Origin of the sequence: Natrinema ejinorense, assembly GCF_002494345.1 — an archaeon.
In the GTDB taxonomy this organism is placed as follows: Archaea; Halobacteriota; Halobacteria; order Halobacteriales; family Natrialbaceae; genus Natrinema; species Natrinema longum.
Map to the genome: position 1 here is coordinate 26,193 of NZ_NXNI01000001.1, position 26,372 is coordinate 52,564.

The 26,372-nt window shown below is 63.4% G+C and carries 23 protein-coding genes; 11 read left to right on the plus strand and 12 right to left on the minus strand.

Features of this window, described 5'->3' with window-relative positions:
• Positions 1–144: 144 nt before the first annotated feature.
• On the plus strand, positions 145–1,137 hold the full coding sequence (locus CP557_RS00135) for a replication factor C small subunit (RefSeq protein ID WP_097378031.1): 993 nt from the start codon (positions 145–147) through the stop codon (positions 1,135–1,137).
• 126 nt (positions 1,138–1,263) lie between these two features.
• Here the strand turns inward: CP557_RS00135 and CP557_RS00140 are convergent, their stop codons facing one another.
• On the minus strand, positions 1,264–3,408 hold the full coding sequence (locus CP557_RS00140; RefSeq protein ID WP_097378032.1) for a GAF domain-containing protein: 2,145 nt from the start codon (positions 3,406–3,408) through the stop codon (positions 1,264–1,266).
• A 283-nt stretch (positions 3,409–3,691) separates the two neighbouring features.
• On the opposite strand from CP557_RS00140, the gene alaS reads away from it, so the two are divergent.
• Positions 3,692–6,469 (plus strand): alanine--tRNA ligase, encoded by a 2,778-nt coding sequence (gene alaS, locus CP557_RS00145; protein WP_097378033.1) that lies wholly within the window; start codon positions 3,692–3,694, stop codon positions 6,467–6,469.
• Between the two features lie 101 nt (positions 6,470–6,570).
• On the opposite strand, the gene CP557_RS22765 is transcribed toward alaS, so the two are convergent.
• Complete coding sequence (locus CP557_RS22765) at positions 6,571–7,449, minus strand: hypothetical protein (RefSeq protein ID WP_211290156.1); 879 nt, start codon at positions 7,447–7,449, stop codon at positions 6,571–6,573.
• Between the two features lie 580 nt (positions 7,450–8,029).
• On the opposite strand from CP557_RS22765, the gene CP557_RS00160 reads away from it, so the two are divergent.
• The 5 genes from CP557_RS00160 (at position 8,030) to CP557_RS00180 (ending at position 12,072) form a co-directional block, all read left to right on the plus strand.
• A complete protein-coding gene (locus CP557_RS00160; protein ID WP_097378034.1) occupies positions 8,030–8,815 on the plus strand; it encodes an alpha/beta fold hydrolase in 786 nt (261 codons plus the stop codon).
• Between the two features lie 270 nt (positions 8,816–9,085).
• Complete coding sequence (locus CP557_RS00165) at positions 9,086–10,348, plus strand: class I adenylate-forming enzyme family protein (RefSeq protein WP_097378035.1); 1,263 nt, start codon at positions 9,086–9,088, stop codon at positions 10,346–10,348.
• Between the two features lie 128 nt (positions 10,349–10,476).
• A complete protein-coding gene (locus CP557_RS00170; protein ID WP_097378036.1) occupies positions 10,477–11,217 on the plus strand; it encodes a type 1 glutamine amidotransferase in 741 nt (246 codons plus the stop codon).
• A 127-nt stretch (positions 11,218–11,344) separates the two neighbouring features.
• Positions 11,345–11,623 (plus strand): hypothetical protein, encoded by a 279-nt coding sequence (locus CP557_RS00175; protein WP_097378037.1) that lies wholly within the window; start codon positions 11,345–11,347, stop codon positions 11,621–11,623.
• Entirely contained in the window at positions 11,620–12,072 is a 453-nt protein-coding gene (locus tag CP557_RS00180) for a type II toxin-antitoxin system VapC family toxin (RefSeq protein WP_097378038.1), read from the plus strand. The genes CP557_RS00175 and CP557_RS00180 overlap by 4 nt, the downstream gene beginning before the upstream one ends.
• A gap of 143 nt (positions 12,073–12,215) precedes the next feature.
• On the opposite strand, the gene CP557_RS00185 is transcribed toward CP557_RS00180, so the two are convergent.
• From CP557_RS00185 to CP557_RS00195, 3 genes are all read right to left on the minus strand, one after another.
• Entirely contained in the window at positions 12,216–14,420 is a 2,205-nt protein-coding gene (locus CP557_RS00185; RefSeq protein WP_097378039.1) for a (Fe-S)-binding protein, read from the minus strand.
• A 188-nt stretch (positions 14,421–14,608) separates the two neighbouring features.
• Entirely contained in the window at positions 14,609–15,481 is an 873-nt protein-coding gene (locus tag CP557_RS00190) for a UbiA prenyltransferase family protein (RefSeq protein ID WP_097378040.1), read from the minus strand.
• Positions 15,459–16,046 carry a phosphoribosyltransferase family protein gene (locus CP557_RS00195; RefSeq protein ID WP_245852844.1) on the minus strand — a complete coding sequence of 196 codons (588 nt, stop codon included), beginning with the start codon at positions 16,044–16,046 and terminating at the stop codon, positions 15,459–15,461. Before CP557_RS00195 ends, CP557_RS00190 begins: the two co-directional genes overlap by 23 nt.
• 228 nt (positions 16,047–16,274) lie before the next feature.
• Here CP557_RS00195 and CP557_RS00200 point away from each other — a divergent pair, with 228 nt between their 5' ends.
• A complete protein-coding gene (locus CP557_RS00200) occupies positions 16,275–17,672 on the plus strand; it encodes a cytochrome P450 (protein ID WP_097378042.1) in 1,398 nt (465 codons plus the stop codon).
• 61 nt (positions 17,673–17,733) lie between these two features.
• On the opposite strand, the gene CP557_RS00205 is transcribed toward CP557_RS00200, so the two are convergent.
• The gene (locus CP557_RS00205; RefSeq protein WP_097378043.1) at positions 17,734–18,654 is read right to left on the minus strand and encodes a UbiA family prenyltransferase; all 921 of its coding nucleotides are present in this window, start codon (positions 18,652–18,654) and stop codon (positions 17,734–17,736) included.
• Between the two features lie 64 nt (positions 18,655–18,718).
• The gene (locus CP557_RS00210) at positions 18,719–19,303 is read right to left on the minus strand and encodes a methyltransferase family protein (protein WP_097378044.1); all 585 of its coding nucleotides are present in this window, start codon (positions 19,301–19,303) and stop codon (positions 18,719–18,721) included.
• Positions 19,304–19,679: 376 nt separating this feature from the next.
• Between CP557_RS00210 and CP557_RS00215 the strand changes: the two genes are divergently transcribed.
• Together CP557_RS00215 and CP557_RS00220 are read left to right on the plus strand one after the other, a co-directional pair.
• The gene (locus tag CP557_RS00215) at positions 19,680–20,270 is read left to right on the plus strand and encodes a conditioned medium-induced protein 4 (protein WP_097378045.1); all 591 of its coding nucleotides are present in this window, start codon (positions 19,680–19,682) and stop codon (positions 20,268–20,270) included.
• A 162-nt stretch (positions 20,271–20,432) separates the two neighbouring features.
• Positions 20,433–21,119 carry a hypothetical protein gene (locus CP557_RS00220; RefSeq protein WP_097378046.1) on the plus strand — a complete coding sequence of 229 codons (687 nt, stop codon included), beginning with the start codon at positions 20,433–20,435 and terminating at the stop codon, positions 21,117–21,119.
• Between the two features lie 30 nt (positions 21,120–21,149).
• Here CP557_RS00220 and CP557_RS00225 read toward each other — a convergent pair whose 3' ends face one another.
• The 3 genes from CP557_RS00225 to CP557_RS00235 are packed head-to-tail and all read right to left on the minus strand — an operon-like array spanning position 21,150 to position 22,645.
• Entirely contained in the window at positions 21,150–21,770 is a 621-nt protein-coding gene (locus CP557_RS00225) for an L-threonylcarbamoyladenylate synthase (RefSeq protein ID WP_097378047.1), read from the minus strand.
• A 54-nt stretch (positions 21,771–21,824) separates the two neighbouring features.
• A complete protein-coding gene (locus CP557_RS00230; protein ID WP_097378048.1) occupies positions 21,825–22,340 on the minus strand; it encodes a redoxin domain-containing protein in 516 nt (171 codons plus the stop codon).
• On the minus strand, positions 22,340–22,645 hold the full coding sequence (locus CP557_RS00235; protein ID WP_097378049.1) for a glutaredoxin family protein: 306 nt from the start codon (positions 22,643–22,645) through the stop codon (positions 22,340–22,342). The genes CP557_RS00230 and CP557_RS00235 overlap by 1 nt, the downstream gene beginning before the upstream one ends.
• A 112-nt stretch (positions 22,646–22,757) precedes the next feature.
• Between CP557_RS00235 and CP557_RS00240 the strand changes: the two genes are divergently transcribed.
• Complete coding sequence (locus CP557_RS00240; protein ID WP_097378050.1) at positions 22,758–24,158, plus strand: hemolysin family protein; 1,401 nt, start codon at positions 22,758–22,760, stop codon at positions 24,156–24,158.
• A gap of 87 nt (positions 24,159–24,245) precedes the next feature.
• Here CP557_RS00240 and CP557_RS00245 read toward each other — a convergent pair whose 3' ends face one another.
• Both CP557_RS00245 and CP557_RS00250 read right to left on the minus strand, forming a co-directional pair.
• Complete coding sequence (locus tag CP557_RS00245; RefSeq protein ID WP_097378051.1) at positions 24,246–24,995, minus strand: LptF/LptG permease family protein; 750 nt, start codon at positions 24,993–24,995, stop codon at positions 24,246–24,248.
• 117 nt (positions 24,996–25,112) lie between these two features.
• The gene (locus CP557_RS00250; protein WP_097378052.1) at positions 25,113–26,306 is read right to left on the minus strand and encodes an inorganic phosphate transporter; all 1,194 of its coding nucleotides are present in this window, start codon (positions 26,304–26,306) and stop codon (positions 25,113–25,115) included.
• Positions 26,307–26,372 lie beyond the last annotated feature (66 nt).

Below are 26,372 nucleotides of genomic sequence, written 5' to 3' on the forward strand. Positions count from 1 at the left end.
AGCAGGGTGTAAAACCTGTCACCACGGTTTCAAGGCCGGGAACTGTCACGCTTCGTGAATCGTTCGTCACCCGCGAGGCCGCCGGTGACTCGGTCCGACGCCGACCTTCGGTCGTTTTATCTTGCGGCCCCACCTTCGACCGGTATGAGCGAGGCCGACGCCCAGGCGGCGGAGCCCACACCCGGCAAGACCGAAGTCTGGATCGAGAAGTATCGCCCGGAACGACTCGACGACATCAAGGGCCACGAGGACATCGTTCCGCGCCTCGAAAATTACGTCGAGCAGGACGACCTCCCCCACCTCATGTTCGCGGGACCGGCGGGCACGGGGAAGACGACAGCCGCGAAGAGCATCGCTCGAGAGGTCTACGACGACGACTGGCGCGAGAACTTCCTCGAGCTCAACGCCTCCGACCAGCGCGGGATCGACGTCGTCCGCGAGCGGATCAAGGACTTCGCACGCTCGAGTTTCGGCGGCTACTCCCACCGCATCATCTTTCTGGACGAGGCCGACGCTTTGACCTCCGACGCCCAGTCGGCGTTGCGCCGGACGATGGAGCAGTTCTCGAACAACACGCGCTTTATCCTCTCGTGTAACTACTCGAGCCAGATCATCGATCCGATTCAGTCCCGCTGTGCGGTCTTTCGCTTTACCGAACTCACCGCCGACGCCATCGAGGCGCAGGTTCGCGAGATCGCCGCCACCGAAGACATCGCGGTGACCGACGACGGCGTCGACGCCTTAGTCTACGCGGCCGACGGCGACATGCGCAAGGCGATCAACGCCTTGCAGGCCGCCGCCGTGATGGGCGAGACCGTCGACGAGGAGACCGTCTTCGCGATCACCGCTACCGCCCGCCCCGAGGAGGTCGAGGCCATGGTCGAACACGCCATCGACGGCGACTTCACCGCCGCCCGCGCCGCCCTCGAGGACCTCCTGACCGAGCGCGGCCTCGCCGGCGGCGACGTCATCGACCAACTCCACCGCTCGGCCTGGGAGTTCGACCTCCCCGAACAGGCCACCGTTCGACTGCTCGAGCGCCTCGGCGAGGTCGACTATCGCATCACGGAGGGCGCGAACGAACGACTCCAACTCGAGGCGATGCTGGCCTCGCTGGCGCTCGAAGAAACGGCGTGAGGGCGATGGCTCTCGTTCGGGGCCGCGTCGGCAGTCGATCGTAGCACGGGTTCTGTACGTAGCGTCTTCCGCGGTGGAGTCCCGACCTTGAGGAGCGAACGCAGTGAGCGAGTAGGGTGGGGTCGTTTACGTTTCGTCGACCGATTCGACCCCTCGGAACGCGAAGGCGATCCGATCGTCGTCCTCGGCGACGCCGACGTTCCAGCCGTGGGCGTCGGCGATGCGTTCGACGGTACCCAGTTCGAAACCGGTCCCGTCGCCCGCTGCCAGTCGCCCCGGGACCGGGTCCGTCTCGAGTCCGTCGTCGACGACCTGCCTGTCGGCGTCGGGGTTGTGTCGGGCGACGTAGAAGCCGTCGTCGGTCGCACCCACCGTCACCACTTGCGTCGCGGGGTCCGTACGCTCGCCCTCCCCGTCTTGGGCTCCGTCGTCCGCCCCGGGAGCAGCCGTGTCGGTCGAATCGACCACGGTCCCCAGCACGTGTTCGAACAGTTCACGCAGCCGCGCTTTGTCCGCCTCGAGCACGCGGTCCGTCGTCGTCTGGGTGACGAGTCGCGCGTCGCCGGTCTCGACGGCGACCCAGGCCCGTCGCGCGACGTCGTGGATGGCGACGGGTTCGGTCTCGACGATCACGTCGTCCTGGCGAGCGATCGCGACGAGTTGATCGACGAGTTCCCGTAGCTGCTCCTGTGCGTCCTCGACCGCCCTGAAGTGCTCTTCGTCCCCGGTTTCTGCCGCGAGCTCGAGGTAGCCACGCGCGACGTTCAGGGGCGACCGAACGTCCTCGTCGACCAGGTCCGCGATCGTCTCGAGGCGGTGGTGGGCGGCTGCCAGCTCCCGTTCGTGCCGGTTCGCGTCCGTTACGTCGCTGTAGACGATCAGCCCCGCCGGGTTGTCGTCACCGTCGCTGTTCCCGTCGTCGGCGTTCCGGTCGCTCGCGCCCGCTTCGGCCGGGACCAGCGTGAGCAGGAACTCCCGGACGCCGTCGACGGTTTCCCGACGACTGACCAGTTGGCGACACTCCCCCGCCCGGAGCGACTCGAGCAGCGTCGTTCGTCTGGACTCGAGGCCCGGCGGGACGATGGCCTCGTCGACCGGCTCGTCGACGATCGTCTCGGGTGTCGTCCCGAAGACGTCGACGAACGTGTCGTTGACATCTCGGACGATCGGTTTCCCGTCGTCGATCTCGTATCGAACTGCCGGCTCAGGGACGTTCGCGAACAGTGCCTGAAACCGATCGTTCTGGGCCGCGAGTCGTTCGTTCTCGGTCGCAAGCCGATCGCGCTCGAGAGCCAATTCGTCGCGTTCGTCGGCGAGTCGGTCTCGCTCCGTCTGCAGTCGGTCCCGTTCTCGGCGCAACTGCTCGCGTTCCGTACTGTGGCTGGCTTCGGCGTCGATTCGCTCGAGGATCGCGGCGACGAACCGACACCACGCTGCCAGCCGGTCGCAGTCGCGCTCGTCGAACGCACCCGCGTTCTCGGCGGCGACCTGTAGAACGCCGGCGTCACCGACGGGGAGACAGCACAGCGATGTGACCCCGTCGAGGGGGACCGCCAGCCGGTCGTCAGTCGTGAGGTCGTCGATACGGATCGGCTCACCCGTTCGGAGCGCCTCCTCGAGAGGGCCCTCGCGTGCGACCGGCTCGAGATCGTCCGCCGAGAGCCCCGATGCAGTCGCTCGCGGTGTGAAATCGCCGAAGTGGACCGTCGAGAGCCAGCAGTAGTCGCGATCGAGTACGTCGCTCGCGGTCTCGACCAACAGGTCGAAAAGGCGGTCGCGATCGTGACAGGCGGCCGCTTCGGGAACGGACTCGAGGAGCCGGTCGGCCGGTTGGCCGTTCGTCGCTGCCCCGTCGTCGGTCGAACCGCTGGACTCGTCGTCGCCCCGGCACACCCACTCGATCTCGTCCGCGAGGTGAACGACGGCGTCGTCGGTGTCGCGGCGGACGTAGCCGTCGATTCCGTCGGTCGATCGTGCGGCCGGCGGCGCGTACGACGGGTCGGAAAAGAGCACTAGCGGCGTCGACCCACAGGCCTCGACGACCTCGAGGAGGTTGGACCCCGCGGCGGTCGTCGGCGTCTCGGCGAAGACGACGCAGTCGACTGCCGGGGCCCAGTTGCGGACGCGCTCGACCGTCGTCGCCGGTCGGATAGAGCGCTCCGGCCCCGTCTCGACGGTCTCGAGCGCGGTAGCACCGTCGCTGGCCGCTGCCTCGGTCGCGGCGACGTAGAGGATCGTTCGCGGTCGCGTTGTCGCAGGCGGATGCGTCATTGGTCGGTGGCGAAGACGATCTATATGTGGTGACGGTAATCCAGGCTAATGTGTCTACTGGACGCATCGGCCGAGACGTATAGTAGCAACGGAAGTCTTGCACAACTGGTCGCACGACAGCGTTGCGACCAGTGTGGAAACCGTTTCAGTTGCTAGTATAACGCTCTCGACAGGTGGCGTCCGAGCGCCCGGTTCGGGGAGCCGATCACGTTCGTGTCGGTCGATCGGTTCTCGACGACGGTTGCGGAACTGTTTTACGCGCTGCAGGGGCAATTGACCCGTAATGAGCGAACTAGAGGAGGAGTACCGCCTCGAGTACTTCGAGGAGGAAGGGTTCGAGCGCAAGGAGTGCCCGGAGTGTGGCGCTCACTTCTGGACGCGCGATCACGACCGGGTAACCTGTGGTGAGCCGCCCTGCGAGGAGTACGGCTTCATCGACAACTCGGGATTCGACGAGTCCTACGACCTGGCGGAGATGCGCGAGGCCTTTCTCTCTTACTTCGAGGCCAACGATCACGAGCGAATCGATCCCTACCCCGTCGCGGCGAACCGCTGGCGGGATGACGTCTTGCTGACGCAGGCGTCGATCTACGACTTCCAGCCGCTGGTGACGAGCGGCGAGACGCCGCCGCCGGCGAACCCGCTGACGGTCTCCCAGCCCTGCATCCGGATGCAGGACATCGACAACGTCGGCAAGACCGGGCGACACACGATGGCCTTCGAGATGATGGCCCATCACGCGTTCAACACGCGCGAGGACATCCCGGAAGACGAGTACGCCTACCACGGCGAGGTCTACTGGAAGGACGAAACCGTCGAACTCTGTGACGGCTTCTTCGAGTCGATGGGCGTCGATCTCGAGGAAGTCATCTACATCGAGGACCCGTGGGTCGGCGGCGGCAACGCCGGCCCCGCCATCGAGGTCATCTACCGGGGCGTCGAACTCGCGACGCTCGTCTTCATGTCCATGGAGCAAGACCCCGACGGCGAGTACGAGATGAAAGACGGGAACCGCTACAGCCCGATGGACACCTACATCGTCGACACCGGCTACGGGCTCGAGCGGTGGACCTGGGTCTCCCAGGGAACGCCGACGGTCTACGAGGCGGTCTATCCCGACATGATCGCCTTCCTGAAGGACAACGCTGGACTCGACCACACCGACGAGCAGGAGGACCTCATTTATCGGACCGCCAAGCTCGCGGGCCACATGGACATCGACGAGGCCGAGGACATGGAGACCGCCCGCGGCGAGATCGCGGCCGAACTCGGCGTCGACGCCGCGGCACTCGAGGAACTGATGGACCCTCTCGAGGACATCTACGCGATCGCGGACCACTGCCGAACCCTCGCCTACATGCTCGGCGACGGTATCGTCCCCTCGAACGTCGGGACGGGCTACCTCGCCCGGATGGTCCTCCGACGCACGAAGCGGCTCTGTGACACGGTCGGCGTCGACGCGCCGCTGGACGAACTCGTCGACATGCAGGCCGAGCGTCTGTCGTACGAGAACCGCGACACGATCCGGGACATCGTCCGCACCGAGGTCGAGAAGTACCGCGAGACGCTCGAGCGCGGCGGTCGTCGGGTCGAGACCTTAGCCGAGGAGTACGCGAAGAAAGGCGAGCCGATCCCGACCGAGGAGCTAATCGAACTCTACGACTCCCACGGCATCCAGCCGGACATGGTCGCAGAGATCGCGGCGGACGCGGGTGCAGCAGTCGACGTCCCCGACGACTTCTACAGTTTGGTTGCACAGCGCCACGACACGCCCGAGTCCGTCGGGGTGACCGAGGACGGCGACGACGAACGCTTCGTCGATCTTCCGGAAACGGAGAAGCTCTACTACGACGACCAGCAGCGGACGCAGTTCGAAGCCGTCGTCCTCGACGTCTTCGAACGCGATGACGGCTACGACGTCGTCCTCGATCAGACGATGTTCTATCCGGAAGGCGGTGGGCAGCCCGCGGACACGGGGACGCTCTCGACCGACGACACCACCGTCGAGGTCGAGGACGTCCAGATCGAGGACGGCATCATCCTCCATCGGACCGACGAGGACCCCGGCAAAGGCGAGTTCGTCAACGGACAGGTCGACGGGAGCCGACGCCGCCAACTCATGCGCCACCACACGGCGACCCACATCGTCATCCACGCCACACGACAGATCCTCGGCGAACACATCCGGCAGGCGGGTGCCCAGAAAGGCGTCGATTCCTCGCGGATCGACGTCCGCCACTACGACCGGATCTCACGCGACGACGTCAAGCGGATCGAAAAACGCGCAAACGAGATCGTGATGGATAACTCCGCAGTCTCCCAGGAGTGGCCCGACCGCCACGACGCCGAGGCCGAATACGGCTTCGACCTCTATCAGGGCGGCATCCCGCCGGGCGAGCAGATCCGGCTGATTCACGTCGACGAGGATACCCAGGCCTGCGGTGGCACTCACGTCGCCCGCACCGGCGACATCGGGACGATCAAAGTCCTGAACACCGAGCGCGTTCAGGACGGGGTCGAGCGGATCACCTTCGCGGCCGGCGAGGCCGCCATCGAGGCGACCCAGGTCAAAGAGGACGCGCTCTACGAGGCCGCCGAGGTCCTCGACGTCTCCCCCGAAGACGTCCCCGAGACCGCCGAGCGGTTCTTCGAGGAGTGGAAAGCGCGAGGCAAGGAGATCGAGGACCTGACGGAACAGCTCGCCGAGGCCCGCGCCGGCGGCACTGGCGGCGGCGAGGAAGTCGAGGTCGGCAACGCGACGGCCGTCGTCGACAGGATCGACGCCGACGTGGACGAACTGCGGGCGACTGCGAACGCCCTCGTCGAAGCGGGCAAGATCGCCGTCCTCGGCAGCGGTGAGGGCAGTGCCCAGTTCGTCGTTGCCGTGCCGGACGACGTCGGCGTCAACGCGGGGGAGGTCGTCGGCGAACTCGCCTCGAGAGTCGGCGGCGGCGGCGGCGGTCCGCCGGACTTCGCACAGGGCGGGGGCCCCAACGTCGACGATCTCGACGAGGCGCTCGAGGACGCGCCCGACGTGTTGCGGCAGGTGCTGAACGCGTAAGCGTTCGCGATTTCGTCTCCAGTATCGGTCCCGTTGGCGTGGTATTGCGACGGATGACCTCGAGCCTTCTCATCACCCATCAAGAGGCGCGATAGATTCGATCAGAGCAGGCGATCTCGGATGCGCTGCTCGATCCCCTCGACGTCCTCGACCCCCTCGAGATTCTCGAGGAACCGATCCATCTCTCGGAGACCCTCCTCCGTGAGGCCACCCTCGCGAGCGACACGGCCGAGGCTGATGAGCAGATCCACTTTGGCGACGTCGACGTCGAGAGCCATGACCTTCGAAACGATGGTTTCGTCGTCCCGATCGTCGAGGCGGACGAACGCCGGCGGGACCCCTCGCAGTAACGTCGAGACCATCAGCTCGTCGGCAGCGGCATCCGCAGGGACGTCCTCGAGCATTGCCATCATGAACGCGGCGGGATCGCCTGGATCCTCGTTGACGACGTTGCGGACGAACGCGCCGGTATCGAGCCGGCGGAGGTTTCGCTCCTCGTCGACGCGGACGTGCACCAGTTCGAGGTCCTCGTTGCGGAACTCGGGACCGATCTTCTCGCGGGGGACGCAGAGATCCGTCCCGATCGCGCCGGTCTCGAGGGCGGCGAACGGATCGCCGAAGCCGTGGTCCTGCTGTGCTCGTTCGTCGGAATCGTCGAACGTGACGGTCTCGAGGAAGTCGGCGTCGGTCGGTGGCCGCCAGTCGATCCGATCCCAGGGCTGTTCGGTTTCGACGACGACGATTTTGTCGCCCTCGAGGGTCGCGGTGTACCACGGCGGTGCGTCGAACATGGCCTCGAGGCCGCCGAACTGTTCGACGACGGTTCGGTCGTAAACGCCGATTCGGGGGTGTTCCTCGAGATTTTCGCCGATCGGGCGACCGTCGAGGCCTGCACGCCGATTTGGCGGACAAAACAGGGGTGCGTAGTCGACGTCGAGCGTCACGGAGAGCCGACAGAGGAGTTCGAAGACTGCGCTCATCCGATCTCGGAATACCCGTTCATCCGATGCTTTGGCCGGCTTGATCAGTTGCGCACAGCTGATACCGACCACCGGCTCGTTCGGGGGGCGCTCCTCGTCCGGATGGATAAATACGTTGAGCCAGCCCTCGTTGTATCGTATACGAAACTCACGGGACCCTCGCTCACTAGGGTCTCCACTGATCTCGAACCCGATCCGCTCACAGGTTTCGATAGTTTTTCCGATGATATCATCCGGGAGAGAAGATGTATAAAATGCGATCATATCACTTGCGCCACTCATATATAACTGATCGCGCTGAAACCCATGAAATCTATATATCAACGCTCCATTTTATATCTTGTTGATCAATTTAGTGAGTAGGAAAACACGGGAATCGAGAGAGATCTCACAGTACCATCGTTGTCGATTCTGGATTTCAGGAGCTGTTTTCGAGGCACTGAGATCGCATCGACGAGATCGAGTCAGTTGATAGTTTCGTCGAGGCCGGCTCGAAAGACGGCCGCATCGCGGGCGGGACCTCACGCGGTGTTCGCGGGGAACCGAAACTGTCGCCTTACTCCGGGCGCTCACTGCTCGTATGCCGACCGCATCGAACGATGGCGTCTCGCTGTACTACGACCGCGCCGGCGAGGGCGAGTCCGTCGTCTTCGTCCCCGAAGCCGGCCTCGGCGGCTGGCTGTGGGGCTGGCAACACGCCGCCGTCGCCGGTCCCCACGAGGTCGTCGTCTGGGATCTGCGGGGGACGGGCCGCTCCGACGCACCGCCGGGCCCCGACGACCTCGAGACGCTCGTCGCCGACCTCGAGGCGGTCCTCGCCGACTGTGACATCCGCAAGGCCCACCTCGTGGGCTGTGGCCTCGGCGGCGCGATCGCGCTCGCGGCGGCCCGGACCTCGAGTCGCGTCGAGACGCTGTCGCTGTTCGGAACGGCGGCTCGGGGCTCCGAGTTCGACCTCGAGCCGCTGTTCGCACCCCCGGACGACCCGGACGCGCTTCGCCGATCGCTCGAGACGGGACTCTCTGCGGACTTCCTTGAGGCCCAGCCCGACGTTCTGGACGGGATCGTCGAGTGGCGGGCGGATGGGGACGCGGATCGCGAGGGCTGGGACGCGCAGGTCACGGCGCTCCAGGGGTTCGATGCGACCGAGTGGCTGGTCGAGGTAACGCAACCGACGCAGGTTGTTTACGGGACTGCGGACGAACTGGTAGCGCCTGCTGCCGGGCGGGACCTCGCGCGAGGACTGCCCCGCGGGGAGTTCACTGGGCTCAAGGGGGCGGGTCATCTCGCGTTCATCGAGCGCTCGCGGACGGTCAACGATCTGTTGTTGGGGTTTCTCGAGGACCAAACCACGGACGACGCGTAACGGGTCCCGAAGGCGGTGAGAGTCGTGTGATCGCCGGCCACGACCGGTACCAACGGAACCGCGACGCCGGGGAGATCCACTCCCTCCCCAACCGATTCGTTCGCGTTCCGAGGCGCTCACTCCGTTCTCGCCTCGCATCGCTCACTCATCCCTCGCGGTTCGAGCAGCGATTCGCTGCTCGCTCATCGCTGCCCAGCGCGCCGTCTCGGTAGTCGTCGGGACCTTCGCTCCGTGCTTGCGACTGACCCCCGCCCTACTACGTATGCGAGCGTGGAAGCGACCGCCGTGACCCTCTCGCTGGCTCGACGGGCCGAGCACTTCCCGGACCGGACGGCAGTCGTCGACATCTCCGAGCAGCGGCTGTACGCCCCGGCGGAGACGGTCCACCAGGATCGGATCTCCTACGAGGAGCTGTCGACCATCGCGACGCGGACCGCAGGACGGCTCTCGGCGCGGGATATCGGCCCCGGGGACACCGTCTGTCTCGTCACGCGAAACCGGGTCGCTGCGCTCGCGGTGTTTTTCGCCTGTCGACGGCTGGGTGTGACGTTCGCGCCGATCTCGCACCTGCTGACGCCGGCGTCCGTCGAGCGCCCGTTCGACGCCCTCGAGCCGAATCTGGTCGTTTCGGAGCAGGCCCAGCGCGACCTCGTGCGGTCGATCCCCTTCGATCGGTCGGTGACGCTCGAGGAACTGTCCGAGAGCGATCGCGACGCCGTCGATTTCGACGAGCAACGCCCGAGTGAGAGCCCGCTCCTCGCGATCCACGGCGAGAGGGGGCGGCCGGTCGCCGACTACTCGGCGACGGCCATCGAACGCAACTGCATCACGGGCGTCGTCGCCTGGGGGCTCGCCGCGAACGATGTGGTTTCGCTGCCGACCCCGTTATCGGCCGTCGACGGTCTCGTCCGCGTCGCGCTGTCGGTGCTGTACGTCGGCGGCACGCTCTTGCTCGATCGGGCGTTCGATCCCGGCGACGCCGTGACCGCGATCATCGAGGAGGAGGCGACGCTGTTGCCCGGCCGGGAGCCGTCCCTTCGCGATATCGCGGCCGAATCCGGTTTCGACGCCGCCGCGGAGTCACTCGAGCGGGCGATCTGTGACGCTCCGGTCAGCGACGACGTGCGCACGGCCTACCGGGATCGTGGCGTGCCGGTCGCGCAGGTCTACGGCCGCCTCGAGTGTCCGACCGCACTGAGCCAGGGGTTCGAGACCGAGGCTGATTCGACGGTATCGGACACCGACGATACCGCTGTCGGTCGCCCTGTGCCGGACTGTCGCGTCCGGCTGATCGACGAGGAAGGGGCGGTCCTCGAAGGCGATGGCGTTGGACGGCTCCAGCTCTCGGGGCCAGTCGTCGCCGACGGCTATCGAACTGCGACCGCCACCGAGGCGGAACACGGGGACGAGCCAGCCGCCCTCGAGAGTGCCGAGGACGACGAGCGGGGCGACCCCGGTCGGTTCGTCGGCGGCTGGTTCGACACCGGCGAGCGCTTCCGCAGAGAGTCCAACGGGAACTACTCCCTCCAGTAACCGCTACAACGCCCGACACGGTGGTCGATGCGCTCCTCGAGAGGCGACTCCGAACCCACTGTCGTCGGTTTCGGCAACGTCGGCGCTGGGCGGAAGGTCTATTTTCACCGAGTCGCCACTATGGTGCAATGAGTCACCCCCGCATTGCCGTCCTGAACGCGGCGCATCGGGACGAGAACACGACGCGGAACTTCCGACGGGAACTCGACGCCTCGCTGGCGGAGTTCGACGCCACCGACGGGACGGTCCCGGACGACTTCGAGTACGACGGCGCCGTCGTCACCGGCTCCCGGTCGTCGGTCTACTGGGACGACGAATGGATGGAGCCGGTCGCGGAGTGGGTCGACGAGGCGATCGATCGCGGCATTCCCTTCCTCGGGGTCTGTTGGGGCCACCAGCTGCTGGCCGACGTCCTCGGCGGCACCGTCGCGGACATGGACGTCTACGAGGTCGGCTACAGCGAGATCGAACACACCGGCGACTCGCGGCTGTTCGACGGCATCGACGAGACGTTTCGCTCCTTTACCAGCCACTCCGATGCCGTTACCGACCTCCCGCCCGGATCCGACCCCCTCGCCGAGAACGATTACTCCAATCACGGCTTCCGCAAGGATCGCGTCTTCGGCGTCCAGTTCCACCCCGAGTACGACAGCAAAACCGCCCGGGAACTCGTCCACCGCAAGGAACTCTCCGACGAGCGCCGCGAGTCAGTACTCGAGGAGATCACCGAGGAGAACTACCAGGAGGCCTGCGAAGCGAAACTCGTCTTCGACAACTTCCTCGAGTTCGTCCGCGAAGTAAAGGCCGAAGACGCCGTAGTCGCGGCTGAGAGCGAGGATTCGGTGGCATCGACCGGTTGTTCCGACTGATCGCCTTCCCCTGTCGTTCGTTTTGTGCCCTGTGTTGTAACCGTACCCACTCTGTACGCCGGACTGTCCATATTCTGTCTCCAATACAGGAGAAAAGTATTTCCAGTGGAATCCGCTACTACTGCGTATGAGTACGTCGGTCAAAGTCACCGACCGGACGAAGTCCCATCTCGAGGAACTCCAGGCCGAGATCCGCCTCGAGACGGGGACGAACGTGACGCAACAGGAATTGCTCGAGAGAATCGTCACCGACACGTACGAATCGAAAGACGAACTGATCGATTCCTTCCGCGATGATCTCGAGCCGCTCTCCGATGACGAAATCGAACGGTGGTTGTCCGGCAGTTCGGACTGGGGCGTCGAAACGACCGAAGACGAGATCGATGCGGTACTGTACGGCGAATGAGTCTCCTCATCGATACCGGAGTTTTCGTCGCTGTTCAGAACGAACGTGACGAACACCACGACGCAGCGACGAACGCATTGGAAGCCGCGTTGACCGGTGAGTTCGGTGCACTATATACAAACGATTACGTGTACGACGAAGCGGTGACGCTCACCCGAATGCGGACGGACAGTCACCGTGAAGCACGGACTATCGGCGATCGGATCGCCGGACGCGGTCCGTTTCCCGATCGGATCGAGGTGCTGTTCGTCTCCGACGATCGATTCGAACAAACGGTACGCGTTTTCGAACGCTACGACGACCACCACCTCAGCTTCACAGACGCGAGCCTCGTTGCGCTCGTCGAAAACGGTGATCTCGATGCCGTTCTCAGCTTCGACGACGATTTCGACGGCCTCATCGATCGGATCGATCCGACAACGATCAGCGAGGACTATAGTAGTCACTGAACACCTGACGCACGACTACGTCGCAATCAGCGTGTAAATCATTTTAGTGGCCGCTATAGCGGTCCGACCGTTCGAATTCTCCCGTTCGATCGATTCAAAACGTGAATCGGATTCATCGGCTACCGGATCGACCGGCGCACCGATCAGTCGGCTGCGACTTCCACCTTCGCTTCGTCTTCCTTGCCGATGGCCTCGACGATGAGTTCGGCCACGTCGACGATCTCGATCTCGTCCTCGAAGTCGCCGGTCTTGCGGCCGTCCTCGTACATCGTCATGCACATCGGACAGGCGACGACGAACTTCTCGATCCCGCTGCCGGCGTCGGTATCCTCGAGTGCTTCTCGGATCCGTTCCTCGCTGGGCTTTGGCTCCTCCTCGAAGTCCATCCAGAGGCCGCCACCGCCGCCGCCACAGCAGAAGGAGTTGCTGCGGTTGCGGGGCATCTCGTCTAAGGTACAGCCGGTCGCTTTGATGAGTTCGCGCGGGGCCTCGTACTCGTCGTTGTACCGCCCGAGGTGACACGGGTCGTGGTAGGTGACCGTGTAGTCGAGTTCGGTTCCGCTCAGGTCGAGCTTGCCCTCGTCGACGAGCTCTTCGACGGCCTGCGTCCAGTGGAGCACGTCGATCTCGCCGTCCTCGTTCCACTGCTCTTCGTACTCGAAGGGCATCATCGGGTCGTCGGCGAACTCGTCGAAGTTGACCTCCGGATACTCGTTTTTGAACGTATTGTAGGAGTGGGGGTCGGTACAGACGATCTTGTCGAACTCGCAGTCTTCCCACGTTTCGACGTGGTGGCCGGCCAGTTCGACGTAGAGCAGTTCCTCGCCGACGCGGCGGATGTCGTTGCCGTCGAACTTCTCGTCGTCGAAGAGGATGCCGAAGCTGACGTCGGCCTCCTGCAGAATGGTCGCCAGCGAGCGAGCGACCTGCTTGTTGCGCTCGTCGTAGCTCGGGAAGTCGCCGACGTACCAGAGGTAGTCGACCTCCTTTTCTCGGGCGTCGGTCACGTCGAACTCGAGTTCGTCGGCCCAGTCGCCACGATTGCGCGGCGAGTCGCCGAAGGTGTTGCCGTTCTGCATGACGTTCTGGAAGACGTCCTGCATGCTCGAGGAGACGTCGCCCTGATCGGTCTGCTGGCGGTTGAGCCGGGTGAAGCTCTTGAGGTGTTCGATCTCGACGGGGCAGGCGTCCATACAGGCCATGCAGGCCATACAGGAGTCCATCGTCTCGGAGTTGATCACCGAGGTGCCGCCGTCGGCGATGATCGGTTTCTCCTCGCCGCCGGCGTCGAGGTCCTCGCGGTAGGATTTCAGGTCGAGGATGACGTTTCGGGGATCGAGCGGTCGGTCGGAAGCCTTGGCGGGACAGACGGAGGAACAACGGCCACACTTGGTACAGGCGTCCTGGTCGAGGATCTCCTTCCAGGTGAAGTCGTCGATGGATTCGGCGTTGGTCGCGTCCAGATCCGACGGGACGTTGGGTAGACGCTTGCCCGCTTTCTCGTCGCGCGTGACGACGTTCGCGAACGAGGAAATCATGTGGAAGGGCTTGGCGTAGGGGATCCACGCGATGAAGAAGAACGCGATCAAGGAGTGGGACCACCACGTGAGCCAGTGGAGCGTCTCGGCGTTGGCTCCGAGATTGGCGGACGCACTGTACTCGGGGCCGGCAGCCACTGCGGCTTCGGTGGTCGGGAGGCCGATTCCATCGAACAGCGTTGCGAGTCCGTAGCCGACGAAGCTCACGATTTCGTGGTTCGGAATCCCGGCGATGTAGATCCGGAGGCCCTCGAGGAGGAAGCCGCCGACGCCGAGCGCGAACAGCGTCCAGATGAAGAGATCGTCCTCGTTGGAGGTGTGTCGTCCCCAGAGACGGTGGTTGCGCACCCAGTAGCGTCGGTACATCGCCATCCCGATGCCGACGACGAATAGCAGTCCCAACGCGTCGACCATGAACTGGTAGGCGAGATAGAAGTCTCCGTCCCAGAACGACATATGCAGGATCTTCTGGCCGACATAGAGGTCTGCCCCGAGAATCAGTGTCGCGATAAACAGCGTCAGGAATCCCCAGAGGATAAACGAGTGCATCAGCCCGCCGTAGAGATCCCTGTTGAACTGTTTCTCGTTCGAGAGAACGATCTTGGTTGCGCTCACGATGCGGTTTTGCAGGTCGTCGATCCGTGGGAAGGAGTCGTCGTCCCCCTTGGCGTAGCGGGCGAACCGCTGGTACGCGCCGTAGGCGAAGACGAGGACGGCAGTAAACGCGAGGAGGTAAAACACCGCGTATTCGGTGCTGGATATCCCCCAGTACGTTTCCCTCGCCACGTCTGACTGTGCTAAGGCATCCATGTCCAATGACGTGGGTGGCTGTGACTTAATTCTTGTCACACCGCCCAATTCTCGCCCCGACGCTGTCTGCCGAAAACATTCCATCTATTCTTAGTTTGTAATAGATTGACATACAATAGATCTCGACGATAGATCAAAAATAATTGTATAGTTGGAAAGACGAAAACAGGCGGGCGTGGTGGCCGCACTTACAGCGGGACAGCGACGAGGTGAAACAGTCCGAGCCACGCATAGCTTCCGACGACGTACCACTCGACGGCATGCCGGACCGTCGTCGGACTGGCGCGGTTTCTCCCGAACGAGAGCGTCGCGACCAGCGTTCCGGCGAGCAGCAGTATCGGAAGGACGGTCGACGGCAGTCCCCGGTGAAAGAAGCCGAGCAGAATCGCTACCGAGACGGTGAGACTCACGGCGATTGTCCCCGCGACTGCCGTTCGCGAGAAATCGCGGCCGAGCGAGGCTATGCCGGCCCGTCGGTCACCATCGCTGTCGAGATACGCACCGATCGTATCGTGGCAAATGTCCCACAACCAAGTCGCAGCGAAGATCGCCGCCAGTCCTGCCGTGAGTCCACCGTAGACGGTCCATCCCATCACGCTGAACATCGAAATACTGGTCACCGTCACGAGCGTCGAGATACCGGTGACGTCCAGACGGTTGAAGACGAGCGGGTCCGCGATCAAGATCACGTACAGGAGCGTCGCAGCCACGAGAAACGACTGCCCGACGAGCGCCGCCAGTCCCAGTCCGCCGCCGAGCATCGCAGCGCCCATCCAGAACGCCTGCGTTTTGGTGACTAACCCTGACGGGATCGGACGGTGTGGTTTCTCGATGGCGTCGGATTCGGCGTCGAAATAGTCGTCGTGAGTGAGGATGCTACCGCGGATGAGGAGCATACTCGCGAACGCAATCCCTGCGGTGAGGTCGACTCCGGCATCAGGGGCGGTAATCGCCAGAGGGAACCCGAACAGAGCCACGTCGATAGCGAAGTAGCGGATCGGTGTCACCCGATTGAACGTCACGAACGCGCGGAACGCGTCACTTGTCGACGACGTTGACATTATCTCCCTCGATTTCGATAGCGATCGATGTCGTTACGTCGACTCCAGTTTCCTCGGCGACGCGATCGACGCCGTTTTTTCTTGTCTTTTCGACGATACAGTGGGCTTCTTCAACCGTCGCGCCCGCCTTCTCGACGGCCTCGATCATCGCGATCATCGTCCCACCGGTACTGATCGTATCGTCGACAATCGTGACCGAGTCGCCGGGTTCGATGCCGTTCAGGTAGAGATTTCCAGAAAAGTACTCGGAATCGATGTCGACCGCCGACTGACGGTCGGCATTTAGATCGTACGTGTACCAGCGAGCGACCGCGAGCGGCAGCGAGTACTCTCGCGCGATCAACACCCCGAAGGGTAACCCCTTGTCCTCTTCGACTGCAAGTTTATCGACATCGAACGCCCCTTCCCTCGAAAGCAGCGTTTTCGCTGCCTCGAGCGTCCGCGGTTGCAGTGCTGGGAGTTGGTCGGTCAACTGATTGACCGTCGTCGCGTGTTCGCCTGAGTGGGTTACCCCGGCGTCCTCGTAGATCCCCGCAATTTGCTCCGCAGCCGCTTCTATACTCATTTCGGCGTGTTTTGTTGACATTACGTTAAGACTTAAACTAGTTTTGATTAAGTATTTTTCTATATAATTCTATTAATTTGAATCAATGTATGAGCTTATCGAGATGGTTTGGTCGGCAACTGGTGAGCTGCCATTCCACCGGATCTCCGTCGGTCGTTATAATACATAATATAAAATCGAAATAATTATGCAATTATTAGAAGTGGCCTCGATGAGAACTGTGTATCGATGAGGAGGTCACACTTGAGGCGAAATACGGAAGCTGCAGCGAACGTCGCGGAGCGACCGCCTGGACCCGACGGATTACCCGTCATCGGAAGTACCTTGTCGTTCGTCCGTAATCCGCTCGACTTCGTCCGATCAATCGGTGAGTACGGAGATGTCGTGAGCTACGTGGCATTCGGTCGTGAGTTCGTGGCGATTTCGGATCCCGAACTCGTCGAGACTGTTCTTGTTTCTCGTGACGATGAGTTCTGGAAGGGGGAATTCGAGAGTAGGTTCGGTGACCTCGTTGCCCCGGACGGCGTCTTCTATGCCGAGGGTAGCGACTGGCGGCGGCAACGACGTCTTCTGCAGTCACTGTTCACACCGAAACGGATCGAATCATATGCGGCCGATATGGTCGGCGAAACGGTTCGAATGGTCGAGGGATGGACTGACGGAACGGTCGTGAACGTTCGGGAGGTGCTATCCACGTTTACCTTGGGTGTGCTGACTCGATCGTTGTTCGATCTCGACCTTAAGGGCGAACGCGCGGACGTAGTCGTCCGAATGGTGGATGCCCTCGCCGAGTACGTCGACTCGGAGATGCTCGGCCTTCGGTCCGTACTTCCGTCGTGGGTGCCGAGCAAAGCGGAACGGAAGTTCGATCGAGCGATGGCCGACCTTGACGCTCTCGTCGAATCGCTCGTCCACGAACACCGCGAGTCGGAGGGAGAGAGCGACGATCTGCTGTCGCTGCTCGCGACGGCCGAATACCCCGACGGCACGACGCCCACACCGAGCGAGGTGTCCGATCAGCTCGTTCAGTTCCTCGTCGCCGGACACGAGACGAGCGCGACCGCGCTGACTTATACCTGCTGGTTACTCGCCAACGATCCCGAGATGCAGCGTCGACTCGTCCGCGAAATCGAGACCGTCTGTGGTGACCAGAACCCGACGATCGATGACCTGGGTTCGCTGACGCTCTCGGAAGCCGTCATCAACGAAGCGATGCGTCTGTACCCGCCGTTTCCCTTCATTCACCGCCAGCCCCACGAACCGACGACGCTCGGCGGGTATCGAATTCCGCCGGAGTCTACGCTTCAGTTGCCGTTGTCCTCCGTTCATTTGGACGACCGCTGGTGGCACAACGCCGAGTCGTTTCGCCCGGAGCGGTGGCTCCCTGAGGCAGAGCAGACCGGTGACTGGAACTGCGACAGGCCCGAGTATGCGTACTTCCCGTTCGGCGGCGGACCGCGCCACTGTATCGGCATGCGATTCGCCATGACCGAGTTACAACTCTCCCTCGCGGCGATGATTCGTCGAATCGAATTCGAACCCGTTACGGAGACTCTCGATCCCACGTGGAAGGTTTCCCTTGATCCGGGACCGGTCGAACTTCGGATCCGTACCCGCGACCGGTAGCGATCTCGCGATTCGGACCGCTGCCGATCCGGCCGAAGGCGATTACGGCCGTGCGACGGGATCAGGAGAAATAAAACGCGGTCGCAAACGAGACGAAAAACACTGCGTTGATGATCGTGATAGCGCGGTCCGTGGTCTCTCCTCCGTCCCACGACCAGAGAATATACGATCCGAACCCACCAAGAAGGGCGAAAAACGGGACGACGTAGTAGACGTCGAACAGTATCGGAGTGAGAACGAACGTCGACGGGAGCGCGACGACCAGTATCTTGGTGAGTCGATCCTTGCCGTACCGGACGACGAGATTATCGATACCGGCCTTCGCATCGTGTTCTGCGTCTTTGAGGTCCTGATACGAGATCGTGAGTATAATTACGAGCGCTAATACCGTTGCTATCTGCCACGCGTCGGCCGGCGGGGAGGTTCCGACGACCGCACTGCCGAGAATCACGGAAAGGAATCCACCGATACCGAAACAGAGTAGACTCGATATCGCTCCGTTTTTCAGACGGATTGGAGGGACCGTGTATATCATCGCTGCGAGAACCCAGGCCAGGGCACTCAGGAATCCAAGGGAGTTGACGGTGGCACCGTACATGACAGCGAATACCATCAACGTGACTCCGACTACGATCGCTTCGCGCTCCGAAATGAGTCCCTGCGTGGTGGCTCTGTCGGCGTTTGCCTCCTTGTCGATCTCTTTGTCGGTGATATCGTTTATGAACCATTGACCCCAGTGGGCGAGCGTCATCGCGACGGTCACGCCAACGAGATTACTCCGCTCTACCTCCTCGAGGCCGATCGGTTTCATCGCAACCACGATTCCGACCCCGGTCAACGCGATCCACGCGAGCGTGATCGGGAGCATCTTCGATATCCGCCGAATCGTGAGCAGCGCCGTTTCCGTCGACCAGATCAGGTAAACCCCGGTGACCGCCACGAACGCACCGCTGAGTATCGCCTGATTCGACATTTCTTCCATACTTCAGTATAATAAATTAAAATATATATTATTAATGATTTCCGCTGTGCGGTCGCAGTCCGACTCAGCCCTGGTTTCCCATGTCTTTGAGAAGTCTACGGAAGGTCCTCTCGTCGACGAATCGGGGAACATCCTCGCAGTACTCCTCGTACTCGCTCCCGTACTGTTCGGCCAACCACGCTTCTTCGGGGCGAGGGTGAATCCACAGCCAGACGATACAAAGCGCCAACAGCGGAACGAGTAGTTTCGCCGCCGCCGTCGCTATCAGTCCCACGGCGATCCCAATGAACCCGACGTACTGTGGATTTCGGGTGTATCGGTACGCACCGCCAGTGTACAACTGGCCCTCGAGTCCGAGCGTTGCGGTTCGAATGTAATACGCAGAGACGGCGGTGAAGACGACACTCGCCGCGAGAACGATGCCACCGAGGTACCTGATCCACAGCGGCACTGCGAGTGTCCCACTGTTCAGAATTGTAATCGTCAGGACCGAACCGGTAAAGATCGTACTCGCCGTCCAATACGTCCAGAAACGCCAATCCCTGTCGCCCGGGGGCCAGAACGAAAAGGAGTCGCTGACTACCGTTCCGACGATGCCGACGAGTAGCACTACTTGTGCGCCGAGCCCAGCGGCAAATACTCTATGCATCCTTAGATATTAGTTAATAGGTTGAATAAATAAACTCTTTGTATTTAGCAACAATTACGCCTGCGTCGCCGTATTCACTGTGGGTCGTGTGTGAGTACAACGCCCCCGGTACGTCCTACCGGTTTCGAGTAACGAACCGGCTCGTCGAAGGAGCAATCTCGGCTACAGCTAACCTTCAAATCTCCAATAGGAACCTACGTAACGTCCACTAGTTTTTCAGGGGATGGCGTACTCAAAAATGAACTGACACGATCGCCGACGGGATCGCGACACCAGCGCGCGTTCCTGGTCCCGGTCAAACTCCGACCTTGTCCGCTCCCTTCCCAAGGCAAAACGGCAACAGGCTTAAATAGACTCCCGTCTGGAGTGTCCACTCATGAACGAAAAAACCGAGGAACTCCGAGATATCTTCACCGACGTCACTGACGGCGAGGAAACCGTCACCGAATCGCAGGAGGATACCCGGGGGTCCCTCGAGCGAGACGAACGATCGGACGCGGAGCGACTCGAGAGCGTCGTCCAGCAGATGCGCGAGCGATACGCGTTCGAGACGCCGCTCTCCGACGAGGAGTTGATCGCGGTCGCGAGGGGGTTCTACGACGACCGGAGCGACGAGGCGCTCGCCGACGAACTCGGCGTCGACGCCGAGGACGTCTTCGAGGCCCGACTCTCCTTGCATCTGGTGGGCGAGGACGACGCCGACGAAGTCGATCTCGCGGCGATCCGCGACCGCGAGGAAGACGACGCAACGCTCGCCGCGGAGTACGACGTCAGCGAGGGTCGGATCCGTCGCTACCGTCGCGTTGCGGCGGCGGAAGACCAGTCCAGGACGGCCAACGACCGGTACCGCGACGAGTTCGACAGCATTCTCGCGGACGCCGACATCACCGAGCGCATGACGACCGACGTTCGCGAGGACGGCCTCGAGGACGCGACTGAGGGGATGGAAACTGAGGTGGACTTCTAAGACCGAACTTTTTACGCGGGGTCCTCGCTCGCTCCGCTCGCTCGAACCCCGCGCAAAAACTTCGATGAAAAAGGCCGAGCGCGCCCACGGCGCGCTCGGTACGACTGCTTGCACCGCCGTTCCGAGCGCGACTTCTTATACGAAGCCGCGGCCAGACGGATCGTGACCCAGACTCCCGTCTCGTTTAGCGACCTGCGGACCGCCGCCTACTGTCTCCGGAAGTGTTACTATCAGCAGCGACTCCCGGCCGAGGATCGCGAACCGCCACCCGAGGTCGACTCGATCCGCGCGCTCGAGCCCCGGTACGAATCGCTGCTCGAGGCTCCACCGGGCGACCTCGACGCCGAACCGATCGCCGTCCCGTCGGTTCGGTACCGCGAGCGGCTGGCGGCGACCAGACGGCGACTCGCGGATGCGGGCCAGTGGGACCGTCTCCGGAACCCTCGCGGACGGGACGTCCTCGCAACCGGCCGCCACTGTCGCGGGATCGTCCACAAGGTGGTTCCCGATCCGCTCGAGCCGGCGCTGGTGTCCTCGGGAGCGCCACCCGAGAACGGCGTCTGGGAGTCCCAATCGGTTCACGCGGTCGCGGCCGCGAAGGCGTTGGCCTGGGAACACAAGGAGTCGGTCGAGCGGGCCTGGCTCGAGTATCCGGCCTACGGCGTGATCCGTTCGATAGAGCTGACGACGCGACGGAAGGCGCAGTATCGGAGCGCGTTGCGGGCAGTTCGCGAGTTAGATGGCCCGCCGGCGCGGACGACTAACCGCTCGAAGTGCGAGTCCTGCGAGTTCACGGCCGAGTGTGGGGTCAAGACGCGGACGCTGCGGTCGTTGCTCGGGTTCGGATGACGCTCTTCCACGGGCCGCTGGCTCGCGCCGTTACGAATCCTCGAGCCAGGCCTCGATCTCGTCGGCCATCGCGCCGCGGCGGTGGATCGTCTCGCTCGAGACGTCGACGACGGTACTCTCGGTCCTGCCGTCGTCAGACTCCGTCTGACGGGACGACGAGTCTCGCTCGTCGACGTCGTCGAGGACGACGGCCGCAGCCTCGCGGATCTCGGGATCGAGGTCGGCGGGCCGGCGCGCGCTCTCCCGGCCGCTGACGTTCGCGCTCGTCGCGGTGATCGGCGTGCCGGCCCGTTCACAGAGTCGCAGCGCGACCGCGTGGTCGGGCACCCGGACCCCGACGCGGTCCTGCCCCGCCGTGAGTTCGTCCGGGACGGCCGCGCGTCGCCGACAGAGAACCGTCACGGGGCCGGGGAGAAACGTGCCCATGAACTGCCGTTCCCGCTCGGTCGCGCGGACGTATTGCAGCGCCGACGGGACCGAGGGAACCGCCATGGAGATCGGCTTCGATCGGTCTCGACATTTCACCTCGAAGACCCGCTCGACGGCGGCGGGCGCGAGGGCATCCGCGGCGAGGCCGTAGACCGTCTCCGTCGGGTAGACGACGAGACCGCCGTCCTCGATCGCTTCGGCCGCGCGGTCGAACTCGCTCATTCGATTCGAACTCGGCTCATGTCGGTCAAAAAGGTATCGTTCGGTCTCGAGACCTCACTCGAGGCCCAGCTCCGCTTCGAGCTCGTCGTAGTCGGGGAAGTCGGGCCAGTCGGTTGCGACCCACGCGCCCGCGATCGTGCGGTCGTCCTCGAGCGCAAAGAAGGCGACGCGGGGTTCGCTGATGCCGGTCATACCGTCGAGCTCGTGCTCGATTCCGTACGACGCCGCGACCTCGTTGCTCGGATCGGAAAAGAACGTGAAGGGATAGCCGTTGTCGCCGAGCAGTCGCTTCACGCCGTAGGGGGTCGAGGCCGTGACGCCGACGACCCGGCCCGCGCGGTCGTCCCAGTTTCGCTCCGTGAGCTCGTCCCAGACGTACTTCGCGAGGAACGACCCCGTCATCGGGGTGAACACGAGGATGGTCCGGCCCTCGGTCTCCGCGACGAGTTCCGACAGCGTCCGGTCCTCCCAGAACTCGTCGGTGACCAGCGGCCGGGTGAACTCGGGAGCGGTGTCGCCGGGTTCGGGGTGGTCGGCCGGCCCGAGTTCGACGACCTCGAAATCGGGCATCAGTCGTCACCTCCCGCGTCCGCCGCGCCTGCGTCGGAACGGTCGCCCTCGCCGTAGGTCGACTCGAGGTAGCCCACGATGTTGGCGCTTTCTGCCATCGTGACGCCGGTGTTTTCGTCGACGATGACGGGAACGGTTCGAACCCCGGCCACGCGTTTGACGGCGTTGCGCTCGGAGTGCATCGGTTCGACGAACCGCGATCGGTAGGAGAGGTCGTACTCGTTCAACAGCCGGGTAACCCGCTCGCAGAACGGACAGCCCTGGAGCCGGTAGAACGTGATCGGTGGGGTGGCAGCCTCGCTCATGGGCGAACGTAGGGGAAACGGCCGGGTAAACGTGTCGTCGCCGGCGTCGATGACCGCGATCCGTTGTAAAATGGGAAACGGTTAACCGATCCGGCTATAACGCTGTATATCAATGGCGTTGTCTCCGCTGTTTGCGGTCCCGTTGGCCGCCTATGAGGTCCCGGTCGTGGGTGTCGGGTTCGATCAGTCGACAGTAACGGTTCTCGGAGTGGTCGCTATCGCCGCCCTCATCGCACTCTCCGCATTCTTCTCCTCGTCGGAGATCGCGATGTTCAACCTGCCGAAACACCGCCTCGAGGGGATGATCGAGGACGATATTCCGGGTTCGGACCTGGTCAAAGGACTCAAGGACGACCCCCATCGGCTGCTCGTGACGATTCTGGTCGGCAACAACATCGTCAACATCGCGATGTCTTCGATCGCGACGGCGATCCTGTCGATCCACTTCGGGGGGCTGGCCGGCGTCTTGCTGGCGACGTTCGGGATCACCGCCCTCGTCCTCCTGTTCGGCGAGAGCGTTCCCAAGTCCTACGCCGTCGAGAACACGGAAGCGTGGTCGATCCGTATCGCGAGACCGCTGAAGGCCACGGAGTACCTCCTCTTTCCGCTGATCGTTATCTTCGATTACCTCACCCGACAGATCAACAAGCTCATCGGGTCGACGGGCGCGATCGAGTCGCCGTACGTCACCCGCGACGAGATCCAGGAGATGATCGAATCCGGCGAGCGCGAGGGCGTCTTAGAGGAGGAGGAACACGAGATGCTCACGCGCATCTTCCGTTTCAACAACACGATCGTCAAGGAAGTGATGACGCCGCGGCTCGACATGACGGCGGTTCCGAAAGACGCCGACATCGACGAGGCGATCGAGACCTGTATCCAGAGCGGCCACGCCCGCATCCCGGTCTACGAGGGCAGCCTCGACAACGTACAAGGCGTCGTCCACATCCGGGATCTCGTCCGTGATCTCAACTACGGAGAGACCGAAACCCTGGAACTCGGGGACCTCATCCAGCCGACGCTGCACGTCCCCGAGTCGAAAAACGTCGACGAACTGTTGACCGAGATGCGGGAAAATCGGATGCACATGGCCATCGTCATCGATGAGTTCGGCACCACCGAGGGGCTGGTGACGATGGAGGACATGATCGAGGAGATCATCGGCGAGATCCTCGAAGGCGGCGAGGAACAACCGATCGAGGAGATCGACGAGGACACCGTCCTCGTCCGGGGCGAGGTCAACATCGAAGACGTCAACGAATCGCTCGAGATCGATCTCCCGGAGGGCCAGGAGTTCGAGACGATCGCCGGCTTCATCTTCAACCGCGCCGGCCGGCTCGTCGAGGAGGGCGAGGAGATCACCTACGACGGCGTTCGTATCACCGTCGAGACCGTCGAAAACACGCGCATTCTGAAAGCGCGCCTCAAGAAACTCGAGGTGCCCGACGAGAACGGCGACACGGAGACGGAAACCGAGACCACGCCGCTCGAGATCGACGAGAACGACGAGTGACGAACGATACGGTCCGCTGTACCGATTTTCCGGCACAACCCCGAACCGCCGTGGGGTAGCGCCGACGCTGACTGACAGGAGTCCGTATCAGGGCTCCGATCCGACGAGCGCAGCGATGTCGCGCGCGACTGCCGGCGGAACGACGATCCGACGAGGCCCCTGGACGTACTGGCCGTCCGGCTGGGCGTAGCTGAGCCTGAGGACGGTGACGTCCCCGAACTGTCGAATCGAGACGCGCTCGATGAGCGTGAGGTCGATCGCCTGTTCCGGTTCGTAGAGGTAGATCGTCCGCTCCTCGCGGTCGAGTGCGCCGACCGACTGCAGGAACGAGGCGAGGACGAGCGCGATGAGCGCGCCCGGAACGAGCAGTGCTGCCAGCCCGGTAAACGGGCCGGCACCGACGCTCAGGAGTTCGTTCCGCGAGACGTAGCGACCGATTCCCATCAGGACGCCGATGACCGCTCCCATGACGACCGTCCCGACGGCAGCGTCCGTCGCCCGATGGAGGCTCACTCCCGACGGAGCGTCGATCGGGAGCCGCCGCGTCAGCCGCTCGAGGTGGCGTTCGGTCCGACTCGAGCCGGCTATCGCGAGCGTCGTCGCGGCCAGCGAGACGATGAGGGCGATGACGACGGTTCGGCCGGTTCCCCCGGCGGCTTCGCCGGCGAGCCTGTACAGTCGCCAGCAGACGACGGTGCCGATCGCGGCGAAGAAGGTACCGACGCCGAACGCCCACAGGAGGCGTACGGTCCGGGAGGTGCTGGCGTCCCGTCGCCACTGGATCGTCTCGTCGTCCCCGCCGCTCCCAGCGGTCCCGTCGACGGCGTCCTCTTCCATACCCGAACTCACGACCCGTCGTGTAAAGACCGTTCGATGTCACACGGCTCGTCCTGCCGGCCGAACCGGTTCACGTACCGCTCGCGCTCGAGCCAGCATCGGGTTCGACGGACAGCGTCAGAGCAGGACTGCGCCCACAGCGGTGTAGCCGGCGTAGGAAACGATAATCGCGCCGGCCAGCGACCCGATCCACGCGAGGACGGTAATGCCCATTTTGCGGGGACTGACGCCACCACCGGCGCCCGCAGCGGCGTAGCCGCTCCCGATGATCGCGCTGACGATGATCTCGTTGAACGAGACCGGAATGCCATAGAAGACGGCGGCCTGCGCGATGATAAAGGACGGGATGAGTGCCGCGATCGATCGCCGCGGCCCCAGCGAGGAGTAGTCCTGCGAGATCGCCTTGATCATTCGGGGTGCGCCGGTCCACGAGCCGAGCAGGAGGCCGAACCCGCCGCCGACGAGCATCGCCAGCAGCGGGAGGTCGAGTTCGCCCGACAGGGGAATCAGCGGTCCGATCGCCAGCCCGACCTGACTGCCGCCGGCCGAGAAGGCGACGAGGCCGCCGAGGACGAGCAGGAAGTGGCGCTCACCTTGCTCCGTTCCGCTTTGGAGGTCGAACGCGATCACACCCGCCCAGACGACCGCGATCGCGAGCGTCGCGACGGCGGTGCCGGCGATCGCCGGCCCGGGAATCCAGCCGCTCGAGGCCTGTGCGATCGACGCCCCGCCGGAACCGGAGCCGAGGATCGCGAACTCGATGTTGGCGACGATCGCGCCGACGAGCGCCGCGAGGACGATGACGAGGTACTCCTCGGAGAGTGCGTCGGCGCGAAGCGCCCGGGCGACCGCGTACGCGATGCCGCCCCCGACGAACGGCGTCAACACCCACAGCGTGGCGATTTCGGTGTATTTCGGCCACGCGGGAGCGCCGCCCATGGCGAGTCCGACGCCGATGACCGCTCCCGTGACGGTAAACGCCGTCGCGATCGGATACCCCGTGAAGATGCCGATCGCCACCAGCGCGGCCGCGATGAGGAGGGCCATCGTGGCGGCCAACGACGACAGCGTGACGTCGCCGGCGATCAGTTCGGTCCCCACCGCTTCGGAGACGTTCGCCCCCTGGAGCACCGCGCCGCTGAAGCCAAGCAGTCCCACGAGAAAGCCCGCCCGCATTACCGAAATCGCGTTCGCGCCGACCGCCGGTGCGAAGGGTGTCGAACCGCTCGAGCCGGCGCCGATCGCCCAGGCCATGAAGAGACTCGCGAGTGCGGCCACGGCGAAGGTCCCGAGCGTGGCGATTTCGACCATCTATCCGGTTCATATTGGCGGCCCCTACAAGTGTGTGCCGACCTGTAGCTGTCAGCGTAGGCCCCG

What these genes read in the sequence shown, in the direction of transcription:
- CP557_RS00135 (WP_097378031.1), top strand. Translation starts at nt 145, where the DNA reads ATGAGCGAGGCCGACGCCCAGGCGGCGGAGCCCACACCCGGCAAGACC.
- CP557_RS00140 (WP_097378032.1), bottom strand. Translation starts at nt 3,408, where the DNA reads ATGACGCATCCGCCTGCGACAACGCGACCGCGAACGATCCTCTACGTC.
- alaS (WP_097378033.1), top strand. Translation starts at nt 3,692, where the DNA reads ATGAGCGAACTAGAGGAGGAGTACCGCCTCGAGTACTTCGAGGAGGAA.
- CP557_RS22765 (WP_211290156.1), bottom strand. Translation starts at nt 7,449, where the DNA reads ATGAGCGCAGTCTTCGAACTCCTCTGTCGGCTCTCCGTGACGCTCGAC.
- CP557_RS00160 (WP_097378034.1), top strand. Translation starts at nt 8,030, where the DNA reads ATGCCGACCGCATCGAACGATGGCGTCTCGCTGTACTACGACCGCGCC.
- CP557_RS00170 (WP_097378036.1), top strand. Translation starts at nt 10,477, where the DNA reads ATGAGTCACCCCCGCATTGCCGTCCTGAACGCGGCGCATCGGGACGAG.
- CP557_RS00175 (WP_097378037.1), top strand. Translation starts at nt 11,345, where the DNA reads ATGAGTACGTCGGTCAAAGTCACCGACCGGACGAAGTCCCATCTCGAG.
- CP557_RS00180 (WP_097378038.1), top strand. Translation starts at nt 11,620, where the DNA reads ATGAGTCTCCTCATCGATACCGGAGTTTTCGTCGCTGTTCAGAACGAA.
- CP557_RS00185 (WP_097378039.1), bottom strand. Translation starts at nt 14,420, where the DNA reads ATGGATGCCTTAGCACAGTCAGACGTGGCGAGGGAAACGTACTGGGGG.
- CP557_RS00190 (WP_097378040.1), bottom strand. Translation starts at nt 15,481, where the DNA reads ATGTCAACGTCGTCGACAAGTGACGCGTTCCGCGCGTTCGTGACGTTC.
- CP557_RS00195 (WP_245852844.1), bottom strand. Translation starts at nt 16,046, where the DNA reads ATGAGTATAGAAGCGGCTGCGGAGCAAATTGCGGGGATCTACGAGGAC.
- CP557_RS00200 (WP_097378042.1), top strand. Translation starts at nt 16,275, where the DNA reads ATGAGGAGGTCACACTTGAGGCGAAATACGGAAGCTGCAGCGAACGTC.
- CP557_RS00205 (WP_097378043.1), bottom strand. Translation starts at nt 18,654, where the DNA reads ATGGAAGAAATGTCGAATCAGGCGATACTCAGCGGTGCGTTCGTGGCG.
- CP557_RS00210 (WP_097378044.1), bottom strand. Translation starts at nt 19,303, where the DNA reads ATGCATAGAGTATTTGCCGCTGGGCTCGGCGCACAAGTAGTGCTACTC.
- CP557_RS00215 (WP_097378045.1), top strand. Translation starts at nt 19,680, where the DNA reads ATGAACGAAAAAACCGAGGAACTCCGAGATATCTTCACCGACGTCACT.
- CP557_RS00225 (WP_097378047.1), bottom strand. Translation starts at nt 21,770, where the DNA reads ATGAGCGAGTTCGACCGCGCGGCCGAAGCGATCGAGGACGGCGGTCTC.
- CP557_RS00230 (WP_097378048.1), bottom strand. Translation starts at nt 22,340, where the DNA reads ATGCCCGATTTCGAGGTCGTCGAACTCGGGCCGGCCGACCACCCCGAA.
- CP557_RS00235 (WP_097378049.1), bottom strand. Translation starts at nt 22,645, where the DNA reads ATGAGCGAGGCTGCCACCCCACCGATCACGTTCTACCGGCTCCAGGGC.
- CP557_RS00240 (WP_097378050.1), top strand. Translation starts at nt 22,758, where the DNA reads ATGGCGTTGTCTCCGCTGTTTGCGGTCCCGTTGGCCGCCTATGAGGTC.
- CP557_RS00245 (WP_097378051.1), bottom strand. Translation starts at nt 24,995, where the DNA reads ATGGAAGAGGACGCCGTCGACGGGACCGCTGGGAGCGGCGGGGACGAC.
- CP557_RS00250 (WP_097378052.1), bottom strand. Translation starts at nt 26,306, where the DNA reads ATGGTCGAAATCGCCACGCTCGGGACCTTCGCCGTGGCCGCACTCGCG.